18 protein-coding genes are annotated in these 17341 nt (G+C 46.8%); 9 read left to right on the top strand and 9 right to left on the bottom strand.

What is annotated here, in order from left to right; all coding sequences use genetic code 11:
• The first annotated feature begins 40 nt into the window (after positions 1-40).
• Positions 41-166 (top strand): protein YhfH, encoded by a 126-nt coding sequence (gene yhfH / locus NIT04_RS04200; RefSeq protein WP_082713641.1) that lies wholly within the window; start codon positions 41-43, stop codon positions 164-166.
• A 79-nt stretch (positions 167-245) separates the two neighbouring features.
• Positions 246-371 carry a protein YhfH gene (yhfH, locus tag NIT04_RS04195; protein ID WP_252502348.1) on the top strand — a complete coding sequence of 42 codons (126 nt, stop codon included), beginning with the start codon at positions 246-248 and terminating at the stop codon, positions 369-371.
• Between the two features lie 260 nt (positions 372-631).
• On the opposite strand, the gene NIT04_RS04190 is transcribed toward yhfH (NIT04_RS04195), so the two are convergent.
• Genes NIT04_RS04190 through hemE form a run of 4 tightly spaced genes read right to left on the bottom strand, consistent with a single transcriptional unit; the run spans position 632 to position 4982 of the window.
• Positions 632-1486, bottom strand: a complete 855-nt coding sequence (locus NIT04_RS04190) for a glycerophosphodiester phosphodiesterase family protein (RefSeq protein WP_252502347.1) — start codon at positions 1484-1486, stop codon at positions 632-634.
• Positions 1487-1535: 49 nt separating this feature from the next.
• Positions 1536-2957, bottom strand: a complete 1422-nt coding sequence (gene hemY / locus NIT04_RS04185; RefSeq protein WP_252502346.1) for a protoporphyrinogen oxidase — start codon at positions 2955-2957, stop codon at positions 1536-1538.
• Positions 2958-2978: 21 nt separating this feature from the next.
• On the bottom strand, positions 2979-3911 hold the full coding sequence (gene hemH, locus NIT04_RS04180) for a ferrochelatase (protein ID WP_252502345.1): 933 nt from the start codon (positions 3909-3911) through the stop codon (positions 2979-2981).
• Between the two features lie 33 nt (positions 3912-3944).
• Complete coding sequence (gene hemE / locus NIT04_RS04175) at positions 3945-4982, bottom strand: uroporphyrinogen decarboxylase (protein ID WP_252502344.1); 1038 nt, start codon at positions 4980-4982, stop codon at positions 3945-3947.
• A 217-nt stretch (positions 4983-5199) separates the two neighbouring features.
• Between hemE and NIT04_RS04170 the strand changes: the two genes are divergently transcribed.
• From NIT04_RS04170 to NIT04_RS04160, 3 genes are all read left to right on the top strand, one after another.
• Positions 5200-5715 (top strand): antibiotic biosynthesis monooxygenase, encoded by a 516-nt coding sequence (locus tag NIT04_RS04170; RefSeq protein ID WP_252502343.1) that lies wholly within the window; start codon positions 5200-5202, stop codon positions 5713-5715.
• Between the two features lie 82 nt (positions 5716-5797).
• Positions 5798-6964, top strand: a complete 1167-nt coding sequence (locus tag NIT04_RS04165) for a M20 family metallopeptidase (protein WP_252502342.1) — start codon at positions 5798-5800, stop codon at positions 6962-6964.
• 172 nt (positions 6965-7136) lie between these two features.
• Positions 7137-7673 carry a competence protein ComK gene (locus NIT04_RS04160; protein WP_252502341.1) on the top strand — a complete coding sequence of 179 codons (537 nt, stop codon included), beginning with the start codon at positions 7137-7139 and terminating at the stop codon, positions 7671-7673.
• Here NIT04_RS04160 and NIT04_RS04155 read toward each other — a convergent pair.
• The 4 genes from NIT04_RS04155 to NIT04_RS04140 all read right to left on the bottom strand — a co-directional run bounded on the left by NIT04_RS04155 (position 7639) and on the right by NIT04_RS04140 (position 10659).
• Positions 7639-8013, bottom strand: a complete 375-nt coding sequence (locus tag NIT04_RS04155; protein ID WP_252502340.1) for a hypothetical protein — start codon at positions 8011-8013, stop codon at positions 7639-7641. The two genes, NIT04_RS04160 and NIT04_RS04155, sit on opposite strands and share 35 nt — an antisense overlap.
• A 157-nt stretch (positions 8014-8170) precedes the next feature.
• Positions 8171-8749 carry a nuclear transport factor 2 family protein gene (locus tag NIT04_RS04150; RefSeq protein ID WP_252502339.1) on the bottom strand — a complete coding sequence of 193 codons (579 nt, stop codon included), beginning with the start codon at positions 8747-8749 and terminating at the stop codon, positions 8171-8173.
• A 60-nt stretch (positions 8750-8809) separates the two neighbouring features.
• Positions 8810-9484: a response regulator transcription factor gene (locus NIT04_RS04145; RefSeq protein ID WP_305880087.1), complete on the bottom strand. Its 675-nt coding sequence runs from the start codon at positions 9482-9484 to the stop codon at positions 8810-8812.
• 20 nt (positions 9485-9504) lie between these two features.
• Positions 9505-10659, bottom strand: a complete 1155-nt coding sequence (locus tag NIT04_RS04140) for a sensor histidine kinase (RefSeq protein WP_252502337.1) — start codon at positions 10657-10659, stop codon at positions 9505-9507.
• Between the two features lie 145 nt (positions 10660-10804).
• Here NIT04_RS04140 and NIT04_RS04135 point away from each other — a divergent pair, with 145 nt between their 5' ends.
• Together NIT04_RS04135 and NIT04_RS04130 are read left to right on the top strand one after the other, a co-directional pair.
• Complete coding sequence (locus NIT04_RS04135; RefSeq protein WP_252502336.1) at positions 10805-11440, top strand: YigZ family protein; 636 nt, start codon at positions 10805-10807, stop codon at positions 11438-11440.
• Between the two features lie 161 nt (positions 11441-11601).
• Complete coding sequence (locus tag NIT04_RS04130) at positions 11602-12660, top strand: LCP family protein (RefSeq protein ID WP_252502335.1); 1059 nt, start codon at positions 11602-11604, stop codon at positions 12658-12660.
• 119 nt (positions 12661-12779) lie between these two features.
• On the opposite strand, the gene NIT04_RS04125 is transcribed toward NIT04_RS04130, so the two are convergent.
• Positions 12780-13823 carry a glycosyltransferase family 4 protein gene (locus NIT04_RS04125; protein WP_252502334.1) on the bottom strand — a complete coding sequence of 348 codons (1044 nt, stop codon included), beginning with the start codon at positions 13821-13823 and terminating at the stop codon, positions 12780-12782.
• A 238-nt stretch (positions 13824-14061) separates the two neighbouring features.
• On the opposite strand from NIT04_RS04125, the gene secA2 reads away from it, so the two are divergent.
• Positions 14062-16428 carry an accessory Sec system translocase SecA2 gene (gene secA2 / locus NIT04_RS04120; RefSeq protein ID WP_252502333.1) on the top strand — a complete coding sequence of 789 codons (2367 nt, stop codon included), beginning with the start codon at positions 14062-14064 and terminating at the stop codon, positions 16426-16428.
• Entirely contained in the window at positions 16425-17318 is an 894-nt protein-coding gene (locus NIT04_RS04115; RefSeq protein WP_252502332.1) for an accessory Sec system S-layer assembly protein, read from the top strand. Before secA2 ends, NIT04_RS04115 begins: the two co-directional genes overlap by 4 nt.
• Positions 17319-17341: the final 23 nt, after the last annotated feature.

Raw genomic sequence — 17341 nt, 5'->3', positions numbered from 1 at the left:
CCATTTAGTATTAGTACAAATAGAACAGGAGGGAACACCAATGCTGGAGAATGTCATTGAGTTTTTTAAGAACCTACCTGCAAAAACCTGTGCCGAATGCGGAAAAGAAATCGAGGAACAGCACGAATGCTACAGCAATAAATGTGATGAGTGTAACATCATCTAATTTTTTTGCCATCACTGTTATATCACAATAGACTATCGCCCATTTAGTATTAGTACAAATAGAACAGGAGGGAACACCGATGCTAGAGAATGTCATTGAGTTTTTCAAGAACCTGCCTGCTAAAACCTGTGCCGAATGTGGAAAAGAGATCGAGGAACAGCACGAATGCTACAGCAATAAATGTGATGAATGCAACATCCTATAAAAGCAAAAAGCTGAGATACAATATCTCAGCTCAGAATGTAGACAAAGTCGTTTTTTGACTTTGTCTACACTCAATTTTAGGGAAGACATAATAACCAGGCATATCCTCAGCCTGATTGAAAACGCTTGTCAGCCTAGGCGCGTAGTGGAGCGAAGACGCGAATAGAACTGAAGTTCATGAGCGGACGAGCGACACGAGCAACAACGGATGCGAGCGTTTGTCAACAGGCTGACAGCTGAGATGCAATATCTCAGCTGTTTTCATTCACCCAATAAGTCGGGTTCATCCGTAGCGATGCCGTTGACGCCCATCGCTTTCAACCGCAAGGCGGCTTCGGCGTCATTCACCGTGTAGGCATATACCGCGAGACCCTCGTCGTGCATCGAATTGACGAAAGGAGGCGTCAATGCTTCGTAGCTCACGTTGATGCCTGAAGCGTACGATAGAATATCCTTCAATTCCTTCTTCGTTAGTTCCGCTTCCTCCCCTTCGTCGAAGGAGATCAATTGAATCAACGGAATCTCAGGGGCGATCTTATGCACTTGCTTCAACGCCTTCTTGTCGAATGAGAGGATGACCGCTTTCGGATACCCTTTGGCGTCAATACCGATCAACCCCTGCTCCTTCATGAGTCGGACCAATTCTTCTTCGATGCCCGGGTATTGCTCCGCATCTTTCAACTCGATGACAAAGCGGAGGTCTCCTTTCAACTGTTCGACCACTTCCCGCAATGTCGGGATTTCATACGCTTCTTCGTCTCTGCCGCTGACGGCGATTTTCTCGCCTTTCTTCTCATCTGCGGTCAGCAGTTTCAGTTCGGCCAATGTGAAATCCTTTATCTTCCCGGCTGCTTCTGTCGTCCGCTTCACGTCATCGTCATGCATGACGATCAATTCCCCGTCCTTCGTCAAATGGACGTCAAGCTCTACGTAATCCGCATTAAGGTCTTCCGCAAGCTCAAAGGCAGGAATCGTGTTTTCCGGTTCGTATGCCGAAGCGCCGCGGTGCCCGATGATTAGGAACCCATCCTCCGGCATCGGATTGTCCCAGTCGTTTCCGATGGAACAAGCAGACAATAGGAGTGCTGTACTAATGATTACTAGTATCTTTTTCATACAAAATTCCTTCCAATTGAAAAAGTCCGCGGGTAGCGGACTTTAAGATTTAATTCGTAAATAGATCAGCAATGACTTCTTCCACGGCCGCTTTACCTTGATCGACGCAGTCGGGCAATCCGACACCGTCATAAGAGGCGCCTGCCAGTTTGACGTTCGGGAAAGCCTCTTTCAATTCTGCGCGGGCAGCATCGATCCGTTGACGGTGGCCGACCCGGTATTGCGGTCGGTCGTCCTTGAATCGCGTAATGACCGTGAAGTCCGGTTTGCCTTTGATCGGAATAATCTTCCCGAGATCTTCGAGGACGATCCGCTCGATTTCGTCATCCGGCAAATCAACGATCGCATCTTCCCCTACCCGTCCGACAAACGCACGCAATAGAACTTTCCCTTCAGGCGTCGACGTCGGCCATTTCCGAGACACCCATGTGCATGCGGTAATGGAGTAATCGCTGCTCCGGGAGACGAGGAAACCGGTCCCTTCCATATCTTGGACGACATGCTCCTCCGGAAATGCGAGCGCGACTGTCGCGACGGATGTCGTATGGATTTCCTTCAACCCTTCGAGCAGTCCGTGGGAAGCGAATAGTTGGCTTGCCGCCATATGACCTGTCGTCAAGATGACAGAATCGGCTATGACCGTTTCACCGTTGTTCAGCTTCAGGACGTTTTGAATTCCCTGCTTGGAAATGCTATCGATGCGGATCCCTTTCCTCACCGTGCCAGGTTCCAATTGCTGCTCCGACGCTTCGACGATCGATTCAAGTCCGTACCGGAGTGAATGGAACGCCCCTTTTTGGGAGGCACCATGTCCATTCTTCTGCGGCACTTGCTTCGGCGTCGTCTTCTTCATGCCGAGAATGAGGCTGCGGTGCTTCTTCTCGACTTCGTAAAATTGCGGAAACGTCGATTGCAAGCTCATATGGTCGATATCGCCTGCATACACTCCCGATAATAGCGGCTCGATGAGATTTTCAACGATTTCCGTCCCGAATCGGCGGCGGAAGAAGTGGCCGAGTGACTGGTCCCCTTCAACCCCTGAACGCGGCAGGACGAAATCCCCTGCCGCCCTCAGTTTGCCTGCTAATGAAAACAGGTCCGATTTCAAGAATGGGCCGACCTTCGTCGGAATGCCCATGACGGAGCCACCCGGAATCGGTTGCAACCGGCCATTCACGAGGATATACGCTTGTCCCGTCGCATTGCGCACAAGATCGTCGCCAATGCCGAGATCTATCGCGAACGTATCCATGCTTTTTTTCCTGATGAGGAAACTGTCCGGTCCCCGTTCGATGACAAAGCCGTTACGACGGACCGTCTGGATTTTCCCGCCGAGCCGATTCGTCGCTTCGATCAACATCACTTCAATCGGCAAGTTTTGTTCACGTGCCGCTTTTTGCATATAGAACGCTGCGGAAAGGCCGGTGATCCCTCCACCGACGATGACAACCCTTTTCTTCTGTTCACTCATGTCATCACTTCCTAGCTGCCATTAGGCTTCTTTCAATTGGTCAAGAACTGCATCTGCCATTGAGCTGATGAATAGCGGGTCCGTATTCGGCATAGCCGGACGGTAATAAGATGCACCGATTTCATCGCATACGACTTTACACTCGTAGTCGTTGTCGTAAAGGACTTCCAAATGGTCCGAAACGAAGCCGACCGGCGTATAGACGAATGTTTCATAGCCTTCTTTTTCATGCAAGTCACGTGTCAGATCTTGGACGTCTGGTCCGAGCCATGGCTCGCCCGTCTGCCCTTCACTTTGCCAGCCGACTGCATAGTGTTTCACTTCTGCCGCTTCCGCAATCAATTTCGCAGTCTCATCCAATTGCTCCGGATACGGATCTCCGAATTGCTTGATCTTTTCAGGAAGCGAGTGCGCCGAAACGACTAGGCACGCCTTTTCACGTTCTGCATCGCTCATGCTAGCGTACGTGCTGCGAATTTTTTCCGACCAGTATTCGATGAATTTCGGCTGCTTGTACCAGCTCTCGACCGACGTCATGGAAATGCCATGCTTTTCGGCTTCTTCCTTCGCGCGTTCATTATATGATTTCACGGAGAACGAAGAATAATGTGGCGCCAGTACGATCGACACCGCTTCTGTAATTCCATCCGCCTCCATCTGTTCCACTGCTTCTTCGACGAATGGCGTAATGTGCTTCAAGCCGACATAGACGTTGAATTCGATTTCATCCTGCATCGCATTCAGACGGTCGCCAAGTGCATTCGCCTGGTTTTCCGTTATTTTCGCGAGCGGGGAAATGCCGCCGATCGCTTGATAACGGGCCTTTAGATCTTCCAGTTGTTCCGGTGCTGGCGGACGGCCGCGCCGGATATGCGTGTAGTACGGCAAGATATCCTCTTCCTTGTATGGCGTTCCGTACGCCATGACTAAAAGTGCCATTTTCCTTTTTGTCATCAGTTGCACCTCTTTGCCAGTTATATTTGCAATTTATTTTCGAAGTTGCGCGCTATATTCGTGAACGAACTCTGTTAGTCGTTTCAATGTTGCCGGCTGTACTTCAGGGAATACGCCGTGACCGAGGTTGAAAATATGGCTGCCGTGCTCGACGCCTTGTTCTACGATCACTTTCGCACGCTCCTCGATGATGTTCCAATCCGCTAGAAGCAATGCAGGATCCAAGTTACCTTGCAATGTCTTTGTTAATCCTCTTTCCCCAGCTTCCTTGATCGATAAACGCCAATCCAAGCCGACGACGTCTACTGGAAGGTCATGCCATTCGTTTGCCAAATGGCTTGCCCCGACACCAAATGTGATGAGCGGCACATTCAATTCGCGAAGTTCATTGAAAATGCGTGTCATGACAGGCTTGATGAAGATTCTGTAATCGGAGACGTTCAATGCGCCGACCCATGAATCAAACACTTGGATAGCCGCTGCTCCCGCTGCTACTTGTGCTTTGATCGATGTAATGATCGTATCCCCTAATTTATTCATAAGTGCAAACCAAGCTTCAGGTTCCGATACCATGAAAGATTTCGTCAAATTGTAGCTTTTTGACGGGCCTCCCTCAATCATATAGCTCGCCAATGTGAATGGAGCTCCGGCGAAGCCGATCAACGGTACGTTCAATTGCTCTTTCAAGATTTTAATCGTATCGATGACGAAAGGAATATCGTCCTCCGGCGAAAGCTCCCCGAGATTATGGACGTCTTGTACCGAACGGATCGGATTTGAAATGACAGGGCCGACACCTGCTTTTATTTTTACATCCACTCCGATTCCCGGAAGCGGAGTGACTATATCTTTATACAAAATCGCCGCGTCGACATTGTATTGGTCGACAGGCAGCTTTGTTACGTAAGCGCAAAGCTCCGGCTGATGTGTAATTTCTTCTAATGAATACTTCTCTTTGATTTTGCGGTATTCAGGCTGAGAACGGCCCGCCTGCCTCATGAACCAAACCGGTGTATGGTCGATTTTTTCTCCTCTAGCAGCACGAAGCAGTGTATCGTTAAATGTTGTCATAAATCGATTCCCACTTTCTTTATAATAATTATCGAAGTTCACTTATTCGCTTTCAAATATAGACGTTTCCCCTTGGAATGTATAGTGATTGACCCGAATTGTCATCAAATTGTGCGCACTTTTTTTCAGCGCCGCCATCAATTCGACATTGTTTGTTTTAATTGTTCCGTTAAGGGAAAATATGAGTAGTACTTATTTTTGGCAGGAGGTTTTCGGAATGTATATGTATTTGACGACCGGAACGAGGGATTTCATGGAGAAGCTCCAAAATCGTCATGTGAATGAAAAAATGATTCTCATGCATGGCGGCGGCAAGTCGCTCCTTTTGCATGAAACGGACGGGAAGTCTGTTTTCCAGTCGCCGAGACGGTATGAAGTGATCAGCTCCGCCGGCACACTGAAGGAAGATGGCTATTTCGTCTACAATAACGTTCCCGTCACCGATGAAGGACGACCTGTCTTCGAACACCGTTTTTCCTCCGGCGACGACCGAATCGAAAATCAGAAAGGATTCATCGCTTACCGCCTGCTTCGCCCGCTCGATTCGGACACGTATATCGTCATGACCGAATGGGAGGAAGCGGCCGACTATGACCGTTGGAAACATTCGCAGGTGTTCAAGTCCTCGCCTCTATCGGTCGACATGAAGGAATTCGCCGGCAACACGACACATATTTTTTCCAGTGCGTCTTATATTACGACGTATTCTGCGAAAACGGACGACGAAGAATGATACATTGATCAGATTGCGGCCCTCGAATCGTATTGTTATAATTGTGAATGTATAAATATAGCGTTTCGAGAGGGGTAATCGAATGAATGAGCAACTGTTCGAGAAGTTGGATTGTGCATATGAAGAAATGGTCGTCATCCGCAGACATCTGCATATGCACCCGGAATTATCTTTTAAAGAGGAAAAAACTGCGCAATACATCCATGATTTTTACGCAAATCTCGGCGTCGATGTACGTGCAGGCGTCGGCGGCAACGGCGTAGTCGCCCGTATCAAAGGGGCGCGTCCCGGCAAAACGATCGCTTTGCGTGCCGATTTCGATGCTTTGCCAATCCAAGACGAAAAAGATGTCCCTTACAAATCGACAGTGCCCGGCGTCATGCATGCTTGTGGACATGACGGCCATACAGCGGCATTGCTGCAATTGGCCAAGGCGTTCCACGAGCTGCGGGAGGATCTCGCAGGAGAATATGTTTTCATTCATCAGCACGCCGAGGAATTTGCTCCGGGCGGGGCCATTTCAATGATCGAGGACGGTTGCCTCGATGGTGTCGACGTAATTTTCGGTACACATCTTTGGTCGCTTATCCCCTTTAAAACTATCGAATATTTAACAGGACCGGTCATGGCGGCTGCCGACCGGTTTGAAATTACGATTCAAGGCGCGGGAGGCCACGGAGCGGCTCCGCACCAGACGAAGGATGCCATCGTCATCGGCGCGCAGCTCGTCATGAACTTGCAGCAGCTCGTGTCCCGCCGCGTTGACCCGATCGACTCGGCTGTACTATCCGTCGGTTCATTCGTTGCGGATAACGCGTTCAATGTCATTGCCGATTCCGCAAAGCTTGGCGGCACCGTGCGCACATTTAATCCCGACGTACGCGACATGATGGAGCGGGAAATGGCTAGAGTCGTGGAAGGCACGGCACTCTCCAATAATTGCGAAATCCAATTCGACTATTTCCGCGGCTACCCTGCCGTCGTGAACCATAAAGAAGAAACCGAGCATTTGAAACGTGTTGCAGAATCAGTTCCTGGCGTTGAACACGTCGTGGAAAGCAAGCCACAAATGGGCGGAGAAGACTTCGCGTACTATTTGGAAAAAGTGCCTGGCACATTCTTCTTCACCGGTGCCCAGCCAGCTGAAACATATCCTCATCACCATCCAAAATTCGATTTTGAGGAACAGGCGATGCTGCTAGCAGCAAAAACACTTGGCGCTGCCGCATTGGATTACCAAGCTGAATAAACGATTCCCTCCCCCGTTTAGTGACGGGGGTTTTTTTTATGCCAAAGTAACGAAAGTGCATTTTTTATTGGATAGTTCTAATTATTCATTTAAAAGGCTTGTTTTTCTATTTTTGTATCCTATAATACTAGTGAGGGATGGGATGAAATTAATAGAATAGGGGGAAGTGGATTTGACTGTATTCGAACCAAGATACTACATATCGCATGATACCCTCATGTTACAACCGAAAGAAGAGGGCAACAAAATTTTCACGAGGGTTATTGAGCGAGATAGGACAGTAATTGTTTCAAAGAAACCGATGCATATCATGAACGGTTCCTGTACTTACTATGGCTCCAGTTATGCAACCGTCATGAGTACCGCTAGACGATTATTTGGGGATAATAAGCAGAAAGCACCTTTTCTGTTGGCAAACGCTTTTGGCATTCCATTCATATTCATTCCTACATTATCTCCTTTATCGGATCAAAATGTATGGCTTTCCTACCATGCAATCGAATTTTATGAAGCAGATGGCTTTGGCACTTCCGTCACATTGGAAAACGGAAAAAAATACAAATTAGACATTTCGGTTTCAACGATGAACCGGCAATACGCTTTGGCCAAGTTGATTGAGAGGGACTTCTTGAAAAGGCAGAGGAATTATGGCAATACCTCATTCCTATATCCGCCTAAGGACCCGCCGAATGATTTCCCGATGTTGTAAGATACAAGTCCAATAATTCTTCCGTCCGGTTGCGTAGCCGGACATTTAAATAGCGACGGTGGTCTTCATAGCCTCCATTGATGAAAATGTATTCCGTGAACATACTATCCCTCGTTTTCCGGATTACTTTCATGTTATTGCGTCGCAAAAAAAACGTCGTTTCCTGCAGTTCACTTTGGACTTGTTTCATCGTGGCGTCGACCATTTTTAAATAAGGGCCCTTCAATTTGAACGGGCCTTTTTCGAACAGTTCCCGGTCGCGCTGCAGCACGATGAGAACCATCGGCAAGTAGATCATGTTTTCAAAATGAGGCAATGCCTTTGCTGGAATTAAAGGCATTACGTTTTCCTCCCTTCAAAAGGAACGTTTGTTCCCATTATACCTTCTTCATTTTTGGAAAGCAATATAGGAGAGGAAGGTAATTTTAGGAACGAAAAAACTGCCGGCAAAAGCCCGGCAGTTTTAGTTTGTGGATATGTTATTGTAAATAACCTTATTATTTCTGTTCTTCCATATAATAAACGGAGTTTACTTTCCACTCTCCGCCCTCTTTTGTAAAGACGGTCACTTGCCTGCCATCACGGTTCGTCTCCAAGCCGGTGGACTTCTGTTTCATCTTCGTCAACAGGTTTGCGAACACTTGGGCTTCACCCGTCTCCTCATCAAACTTCACAATTGTAGTGTCCTTAGCTTCGCGGGACAGTTCATATTGTTCAAATACGCTTTCAATGTACTCGCGCTCTTCTTCAAGATTGAAGCTCTTCGGCTTCTCGGACAGCGTGTCCATATATTCATCGATATTCTGATCGTTAAATGCATGGATATACGTGTCGAATGATTGCATGATCAGCTCTTTTTCTTCCGCTGGCACGTTTGCAGCCTCTTCAATTGTGTCGCCGGACATGTTGAAGCCTACTTTATTTTCATTTTCATCCACACCATGGTCGATTGAACCGAATTGACTCGGGTTTTCCCCGTCATCTACTGAACCGTGATTCGACGTCTCTTCCTTTTTTGAACAAGCACCAACAATAAGCACCAATATAAGCATTGAAAAAACGAGCATTTTCTTCATAGTTCTTCCTCCTATACGGTAAAAAGGACCTTCTATGAGAAGGTCCCTTTTAGTATAACATTACTTCACTTCGACCCAGCCGTTTTTGATTGCTGTGACGACCGCTTGTGTACGGTCGTTGACACCCATTTTTTGCAAGATGCTGGAAACATGGTTTTTTACCGTTTTTTCGGAAATGAAAAGCGTTTCCCCGATCGTCCGGTTGCTTTGCCCATCTGTCAACAACTGCAAAACTTCGCATTCGCGCTTCGTCAATAAATGAAGCGGGCGGCGGATATCATTTTGTTGGAAAGATCCTTTATGTTCACGTTCGCTGAGACGGCGGAATTCGGACACAAGATTATGTGTCACTTTCGGATGTAAATAAGATCCTCCTGCCGCAACGACTTTGATTGCTTGTACAATTGCGTCTGCGTCCATTTCTTTCAGCATATAACCAAGCGCGCCCGATTTCAGCGCATGTGATACATATGATTCATCGTCATGGATGGAGAGCATAATCACTTTCGCTTCCGGAAATTCAGCTTTCAGGACTTCCGTCGCTTCCACTCCATTCATGCCAGGCATATTAATGTCCATCAAGACGACGTCCGGCTCAAAGCGGCGGTACAACTCGACTACTTCGCTGCCATCGTCACCTTCTCCCACCACTTCGAATGAGTCTTCGAAATCCAGGATTCTTTTAACTCCTTCACGGAATAGCTGATGATCATCTACAATTAAAATTTTCGTCATTGTCATTCCCTCCCAATACCCTATTCAATTATATTTTCATGTAACGGAATACGGAATAATACAGTTGTGCCTTTGCCAATTGTCGACATGATTTTCATCTCGCCTTTCAGCAGTTCGACGCGCTCCCGCATCCCTATAATGCCAAATGATTTATCTTTAGTTTGATTCGGGTCGAACCCTACACCATTATCCTTCACGACAATATTCATTGTATCACGAAGCCATTCGACTTTCACCCAAACATCTCTAGATTTTCCATGTTTAAGTGCATTCGTTATACATTCTTGGATGAGGCGGAAAATCGCCACTTCGATGTTGGATTCGAATCTCTTTTCCGTTCCATTATTCATGAAATGGATTGTGACACCTTTTTCGTATTCCATGACAGTTGAAGAATATTTTCGCAGTGTCGGAATCAGTCCGAGGTCATCCAATGCCATTGGACGCAGATCATAGATGATGCGGCGCACTTCAAGAAGGGCATTTCTGACCATTTCCTTCAATTGATTCAATTCGGATAAGGCATCAATCGGGCCTCTTTCATTGAACGTCTTTTCAATAAGCCCCGATCTGAGCAGCACATTGGCAAGCATCTGGGCAGGACCGTCATGGATATCGCGCGATAGTCGTTTGCGTTCTTCCTCTTGGGCCTGGATGATTTGAATGGCGAACTCCTGTTTTTGTCGGGCAGTTTCCAGCACTTCCCCGACCTTTTTCAAATCAGATGTCAAATATGTAATTACCGTTGTCACTTGATTGACAAGGTGATCTGCTCTTTCAATCGTTTCCAAAAGGGCGGCAATGCGCCGGTCCAACTCATCCCGCCGTACACGCAACTGCTTTTCTTCCATCCGATTGATTGATAGTCTGACGAGTAAATCGTTAGCAACTTCATATGCTTGACGTACTTCTTCTTCGGAATAGTTCATGAAGTTTTTGGAAACATCCGCCAGCCGTCTTCGAGATTGGCGAGTCATATCTTCCAAGTAATCCCCTTCAGTGATTACCCGGGAAATATCTTCTTTAATAATAACCAGTTCGGTTTGCATCTCATGGAAGGTTTGACGGCTTTGTTCACTAATAGTGAAAATGTCATTTTTGGATTGATCCATCACATTAACCATATTATCGAATATTCTTTCCAAATCCTGGATATCTACTGTCTTCTCTGCCATCCCAACCCCTCCCTTCTGAAAAGCGAAAAAAGCTATACATAGGCAATGTTGCAGTATTCCATAATTCCTTATACACTTTATTATTATATCATCATAAAACTAATTGCGTATTAAGATTGTATTACAAGTGATAGGAGTGCTGCAAATGCGAGCGGATTATAAAACAGTCAATTTGTCAGGTGAAAGTGAAATTGTCATACAGAAATCCAGGTTCCTCACATACGTTAAGCGTGTAGAGAGCGAGGAGGAAGCAAACGACTTCATTCAAGACATTAAAAAGATGCATCATACAGCAACCCATAATTGTTCAGCCTATATTATCGGTGAGCATGATCAGATACAGAAGGCGAATGACGACGGAGAGCCATCGGGTACGGCAGGCGTTCCCATGCTGGAAGTACTAAAGAAGCAAGGGTTGAAAGATACTGCCGTTGTCGTAACACGTTATTTCGGGGGTATCAAATTAGGCGGCGGCGGTCTCATCCGCGCATACGGCCGTGCAACTACCGAGGGGATTGCCGCGACAGGTGTCGTCGAACGAAAGCTACATGCGCTTATGAAAGTGACGATCGTTTATACATGGCTCGGAAAAGTTGAGAATGAAGCGAGGCAGTCTCCTTACCCACTTAAAGAGATCCTATATGAAGAAGACGTCAGTTTACTCCTATATGTTCCTATTGCGGAGGTAGATACGTTCATCGGTTGGATGACCGAGTTGACGAACGGCCAAGCAGAAATTTCTGAAGTCTCGACTACGTTCCTTGAATTTGACGCACAATAATAGTATACGAATAAGGAAATTAATAGTATAATGATGAAAGTTGACGATTTATTGTGTATTATGCGGGATTCTGTACATTTGCGCATTAACTTTCCGTTTTTCATGGAACATTAAATCTGCTTGGGAGATTCCTTAGCCGATGGTGGAGGCCTATACAAGCTATGAAAAGAAGAGATTATAAAAAGATGAAAAAGAAGACGTCTAAAGCACGGCTGGCAATTAAGATCGGGCTATTAGTTTCGCTAACTGCCCTGCTTGCGATTGCAGCCTATGGGCTTTCATTACGGCAACAAGCTGAACAGGCAGTCGACCGAGCTTACGAAGCGGTTCCCGCCACACAGAAATCAGAAATCAGGGGCGAAGCAAAAGTGGAACCTGCGAAGGACAATGTGTCCGTCCTCCTCATCGGTGTGGATGACAGCGAGGCGCGTATGCAAGGAGACAGCCATAGCCGTTCCGATGCTCTTGTCGTCGCGACATTCAATCCCGAAGAGAAATCGGTGAAAATGCTAAGCATTCCGCGTGATTCCTACGTCTACATCCCGAAGGTCGGGTATAGAGACAAAATCACCCATGCCCATGCATATGGCGGAACGCATGCGGCTATCGAAACCGTGGAAGAAATGCTTGATATTCCAATTGATTACTATGTGAAAATGAACTTCAATGCATTCATCGAAGTCGTCGACGCACTGGGCGGCGTCGAAGTCGATGTTCCCTATAACAGGCTCGAAAAGGACGAAAATGACAGAAACACGATTCAATTGAAAAAGGGATTGCGAGTGCTCGACGGCAGACATGCCCTCGCATTGGCGCGGACACGCATGGCTGATAGCGATATCGAGCGCGGAAAACGCCAGCAAATGATTTTGCAGGCAATCATTAAAGAAATGGTGTCAGTGAAGTCCATCACAAAATACGGTGATGTCATCGAAGCTGTCGGCGACAATATGAAAACCGACATGACATTCAAAGAAATGACTTCTTTCTGGGAGTATGCAAAAGGCGGCATGCCAAAAATCGACTCAATCAATTTGAAAGGCTATGATGACTGGTCGAAAGGTCCATATTATTATCAGTTGGACGAGAGTGATTTACAGAATGTGAGTCAGCTGTTGAAAGCTCATCTCGGCTTGATTCCGGACTCATCCTCTTTAACGGATAGCTCGAATGTCATTGGAACAGCTGATGAAACTGCAGAAGGCAGCGATGATTACTAATTAAATGATGCAATGAACTTACCATCCCAGCTGATTCGCTTCAGCGGGATGTTTTTTTATGTCATAAAAAAAGGCGATATGCGAAATTTCGCATATCACCTTTGCTGTATAGCATTCATTTATTTTCCAATCATACGAACTAAGTTCAATAATGGCCTGTAATTCGTTCCCGCGAGACCGATGATTTCGACGAACAGCTCGATTGCAATGAGCATGACGGCAATCAGTACGATGGCGCCCCATACAGTTGCTTGCGAGAATAGCACTGCTGCTACACCGAAGAGGATAGCCAGTCCATAGATGATCAGGACGGTCTGCCGGTGAGAGAACCCAGCACGCAACAAGCAGTGATGCAAGTGCGATTTGTCCGGTGCTGAAATCGGCTGCTTCATCCGCACACGGCGAATGATTGCAAAGAATGTATCTGAAATCGGAACGCCGAGGATGATGATCGGGATGATAAGAGAAATCATCGCGACATTTTTATACCCTAACAACGCCAACACCGAGATCATATACCCGAGGAATAAAGATCCCGTATCCCCCATGAATATTTTCGCCGGATGGAAATTGTAGAACAAGAAGCCAAGTGAGCTTGCAGCCAAAATGGCAGCTGTAGCTACAACAAACATTTCGCCCATGATCATCGCCATGACCGTGATGGAAATAAGGGCAATCGTAGAAACGCCCGCCGCCAGTCCATCCAATCCGTCAATGAGATTGATAGCATTTGTAATACCAATGATCCAAATGATCGTAATTGGGATACTTAAATAGCCAAAGTCAAACGGGCCAAAAAATGGCAAGTTAATAAATTCGATTTGTAAGCCGCCCCATGTAACGACGACGATCGCTGCAGCCAATTGGCCAATCAGCTTCGCCTTGGCGGTGATTTCAAGCATATCATCGAGGAAGCCTGTGACAATAATGATGATGGCTCCAACAAGAATTCCGATAGCATGCTCATCTGATGGGCGCAATAATAAATAACCGATGACGAATGCACCGAATATTGCCATCCCTCCGATACGCGGCATGACGGATGCATGCACCTTCCGATAGTTCGGATGATCGACCGCCCCGATACGGAACGCGAATTTTATGACAAGCGGAGTCAGTATGATGGAGGCTATGAATGCAGCAGCCATTGCAAGGAATAACATGTCCTTCCTCCCCGTAAATAACAATAATTTAGTTAGCCACAAGTATTATAGCACGTCTGTCAATGGAAAGCACCCAAGTTAGTGGAAGTAGGCACTCAAAACTACCTTACCCTTTTGTAAGAATGAGTACCCCTAACTCGCACGCACAAATTCTTAACAAGGTAGTCTTTTCGTCTATAGTTTGATAAAATAGATTCGTATCCTTATATAGAAGGATGAATAAAGGAGCGTCTATTATATGCTATCAATTTTCAAACGTTCAAATCAAACGAGCGAAAGACAACTTCGCAAATATCGTAAAGTTGTCCAACACATAAATGACTTGGAATCAAAATATGAAAAGTTTTCAGATGAAGAACTTGCCCATATGACAGAAGTGTTCAAAGAGCAGATCCAGGAAGGCGAAACTGTACAGGCCATCCTTCCAGACGCATTTGCCATAGTCCGTGAAGCTTCGAAACGGGTTTTAGGCATGCGTCATTTTGACGTTCAGCTCATCGGCGGAATGGTACTCGCTGAAGGCAATATCGCAGAAATGCCGACTGGCGAAGGAAAGACGCTTGTCGCCTCCCTTCCCTCCTATTTGCGCGCGCTTGAAGGCAAAGGAGTACACGTTATTACTGTCAACGATTATCTTGCAAGACGTGACTATGACCAAATCGGCCAGATCCACCGTTTTCTCGGCTTGACGGTCGGCTTGAACGTCCCGATGATGCAAGGGCCTGCGAAGCAGAATGCTTATATGGCTGATATTACATACGGTGTCGGAACGGAGTTCGGGTTTGATTACCTACGGGACAATATGGTCCAGCATACTTCACAAAAGGTGCAGCGCCCGTATCACTTCGCCATCATCGATGAAGTGGACAGCGTATTGATCGACGAGGCGAAAACGCCGTTGATCGTCGCAGGTAAAATGCAGGCTGATCCAGATCTTCATTTCATCGCTGCGAGACTCGCGAAGCGGTTCAAAAAAGGCGTTGATTTTGATTTTGACGATGAAACGAAAGCGACTTCCCTTACCGATGAAGGCATCGAGAAAGTGGAGAAGGCGTTCGGCATCGACAATCTCTATGAACTTGAGCACCAAACACTCTATCATTATATGATTCAAGCTGTTCGCGCCTTCGTCATCTTTAAACGTGATGTCGATTACATCGTGAAAGATGACAAGATTGAACTTGTCGATATGTTCACGGGCCGCATTATGGAAGGCCGCACGCTTTCCGATGGCCTCCACCAGGCGATCGAGGCGAAGGAAGGCTTGCCGATAACGGATGAGAATAAAGCCCAAGCGCAAATTACGATCCAGAACTATTTCCGGATGTATCCGAAGCTTAGCGGCATGACGGGAACGGCGAAGACACAGGAGAAGGAATTCCGTGAAGTGTATAACATGGAAGTCATCCAAATCCCTACGAACCGCCCTCGTGCCCGTATCGATTCGCCGGATAAAGTGTTTCAGACGATCGAACAAAAATACGAAGCGGTTGCAAAAGAAGTGGCGAAACGCCATAAAAAAGGACAACCCGTACTCGTCGGGACGACTTCCATTCTCCAATCCGAGAAAGTCGCCGAGTATTTGGACCGCGAGAACCTTACGTATCATCTATTGAATGCGAAAAGTGTCGAGCAGGAAGTGGATCTCATTTCCCAGGCGGGACAACGCGGCCATATTACTGTTGCAACGAATATGGCGGGACGTGGAACGGACATCATGCTCGGTGAAGGTGTCGAGGACCTCGGCGGACTATACGTCCTCGGAACGGAAAAACACGAAAGCCGCCGGATCGACAACCAGCTGCGCGGACGTTCAGGACGTCAAGGGGACCAAGGGGAAAGCCAATTCTTCATTTCGCTTGAAGATGATATGTTCAAACGTTTTGCGAAGGAAGACCTTGAGAAATTCAATAAGAAAGTCGTTGTGGATGAAGACGGCCTTGTTCAAAACTCTGATGTGAACGAACTGACTGAACGTACGCAGCGGATCGTCGAAGGCGCACATTTCGCGATGCGCGAATACAATTTGAAACTCGATGACGTCATCAATGATCAGCGCGGCGTCCTTTATACGTTGCGGGATAAAGTGCTTGAGCGCGAAAATCTTTTCGATCAATTGAAAACAATGATGTCTGAGGCGGTGGAATTCGTCGTCTACGATAGCTGTCCGGAACATGAAACACCGGATAACTTTGAATTCGATCGAATTGAAGCCACGATGAACGGATTATTGTTGGTAACGGTCACGCTTCCGCGGAATTTGGAAAAGCCATCCGACATATTGAAGTTTTATGAAGAGCCGGTTGCCGACCTGTTTGCCTATCTCGATACGTTCGCCGATAATGAACAGGTTAATGAAATCATCCCGCAAGTGATGTTAAGCCATATCGACACGATGTGGGTGAAACATCTGGATGTAATGGCACGCCTTAAGGAAGGGATCGGATTGCGGTCATACGGCCAAGAGGATCCGATGCGTATTTATCAACGTGAAGGCTTGCAACTATTCGCTACGCACTATCAGAAATTGCGCCGGAATATCGCATCCGAAGTTATCGGCTTTATGAAGCTCATTTCACAACAACAGGAGGCCCAACAGTCATGAAACTTTTCAACTTATTTAAGAAAACCGAAAAAACGGGTGGAGACAGCACGGTTGATTCCGAAGAAATTCTAGAAGGCAGTGCACAGTCTAACGGTACGGATGAAGTCGAAACAACGCTTTCACTTCATCCCGAGTGGACACTTTCGCAAGAGCAGGAATACGTTTTCCGCTTCCTTGCAAATGAATTGGAACCTTTGAAGCCGAACCAGATTTCCCTATCCGGAATCGACATCGATGTCGAACCGGCAAATGGCAGCTGGCTCGTCAAATCATTTTTCCGTTCATCATTGGAGCAGTCGATTTCTGTCGGCTCTGTCGAGTTGATGTTGCTTGATGCGGAAGGCAAAACGCTTGCATCACAGGAATTCGACCTAAAGGAATTAGGCGACATCCCTGGAAAAAGCGCACGCCCATGGGTCTTCGTTTTCACGAAAGAGAACATCTTTGCTGAAGAGCCGCCTGCGGAAAACTGGAAGCTTGCTTTCAACGTCCAATCGATGGTGCCTCATAAGCTTGAACTTGAACAGGCTTGGGAAGACGGCTTGACTGCCGAGCAAAAAGAGGCGCTTGAAAAAGTCGTTGAAAACATGCCGAAGCTGAAGCCGCGTGAAGTGAACTTCGCCGGTTTCCAAGTGAAGAAGCAGGAAGACGGAAGCATTGCAGCATCCATCTTCATCCGCAACGGCCACTCGAAGCAAATCAATATCGAAAAGCTTCCATTGGAACTAGTCGATGCGACAGGTGAAATCGTCGCACGAGGCTCATTCGATCTTGCTCCGCTTTCCGTCAAAGCGAACACATCGAAGCCATGGACGTTCATTTATCCGAAAGAAATGGTCCAAAAAGAAAATCCAGATTTCTCACGCTGGACAATCCGTGTACCACAATAATGACAGAACAAAAAAGCCGCGAT

Source organism: Sporosarcina sp. Marseille-Q4943, from assembly GCF_943736995.1.
Lineage (GTDB): Bacteria > Bacillota > Bacilli > Bacillales_A > Planococcaceae > Sporosarcina.
This window is presented reverse-complemented; position numbering and strand designations above follow the sequence as displayed.

What these genes read in the sequence shown, in the direction of transcription:
- yhfH (WP_082713641.1), top strand. Translation starts at nt 41, where the DNA reads ATGCTGGAGAATGTCATTGAGTTTTTTAAGAACCTACCTGCAAAAACC.
- yhfH (WP_252502348.1), top strand. Translation starts at nt 246, where the DNA reads ATGCTAGAGAATGTCATTGAGTTTTTCAAGAACCTGCCTGCTAAAACC.
- NIT04_RS04190 (WP_252502347.1), bottom strand. Translation starts at nt 1,486, where the DNA reads ATGAAAAAGATACTAGTAATCATTAGTACAGCACTCCTATTGTCTGCT.
- hemY (WP_252502346.1), bottom strand. Translation starts at nt 2,957, where the DNA reads ATGAGTGAACAGAAGAAAAGGGTTGTCATCGTCGGTGGAGGGATCACC.
- hemH (WP_252502345.1), bottom strand. Translation starts at nt 3,911, where the DNA reads ATGACAAAAAGGAAAATGGCACTTTTAGTCATGGCGTACGGAACGCCA.
- hemE (WP_252502344.1), bottom strand. Translation starts at nt 4,982, where the DNA reads ATGACAACATTTAACGATACACTGCTTCGTGCTGCTAGAGGAGAAAAA.
- NIT04_RS04170 (WP_252502343.1), top strand. Translation starts at nt 5,200, where the DNA reads ATGTATATGTATTTGACGACCGGAACGAGGGATTTCATGGAGAAGCTC.
- NIT04_RS04165 (WP_252502342.1), top strand. Translation starts at nt 5,798, where the DNA reads ATGAATGAGCAACTGTTCGAGAAGTTGGATTGTGCATATGAAGAAATG.
- NIT04_RS04155 (WP_252502340.1), bottom strand. Translation starts at nt 8,013, where the DNA reads ATGCCTTTAATTCCAGCAAAGGCATTGCCTCATTTTGAAAACATGATC.
- NIT04_RS04150 (WP_252502339.1), bottom strand. Translation starts at nt 8,749, where the DNA reads ATGAAGAAAATGCTCGTTTTTTCAATGCTTATATTGGTGCTTATTGTT.
- NIT04_RS04145 (WP_305880087.1), bottom strand. Translation starts at nt 9,484, where the DNA reads ATGACGAAAATTTTAATTGTAGATGATCATCAGCTATTCCGTGAAGGA.
- NIT04_RS04140 (WP_252502337.1), bottom strand. Translation starts at nt 10,659, where the DNA reads ATGGCAGAGAAGACAGTAGATATCCAGGATTTGGAAAGAATATTCGAT.
- NIT04_RS04135 (WP_252502336.1), top strand. Translation starts at nt 10,805, where the DNA reads ATGCGAGCGGATTATAAAACAGTCAATTTGTCAGGTGAAAGTGAAATT.
- NIT04_RS04130 (WP_252502335.1), top strand. Translation starts at nt 11,602, where the DNA reads ATGAAAAGAAGAGATTATAAAAAGATGAAAAAGAAGACGTCTAAAGCA.
- NIT04_RS04125 (WP_252502334.1), bottom strand. Translation starts at nt 13,823, where the DNA reads ATGTTATTCCTTGCAATGGCTGCTGCATTCATAGCCTCCATCATACTG.
- secA2 (WP_252502333.1), top strand. Translation starts at nt 14,062, where the DNA reads ATGCTATCAATTTTCAAACGTTCAAATCAAACGAGCGAAAGACAACTT.
- NIT04_RS04115 (WP_252502332.1), top strand. Translation starts at nt 16,425, where the DNA reads ATGAAACTTTTCAACTTATTTAAGAAAACCGAAAAAACGGGTGGAGAC.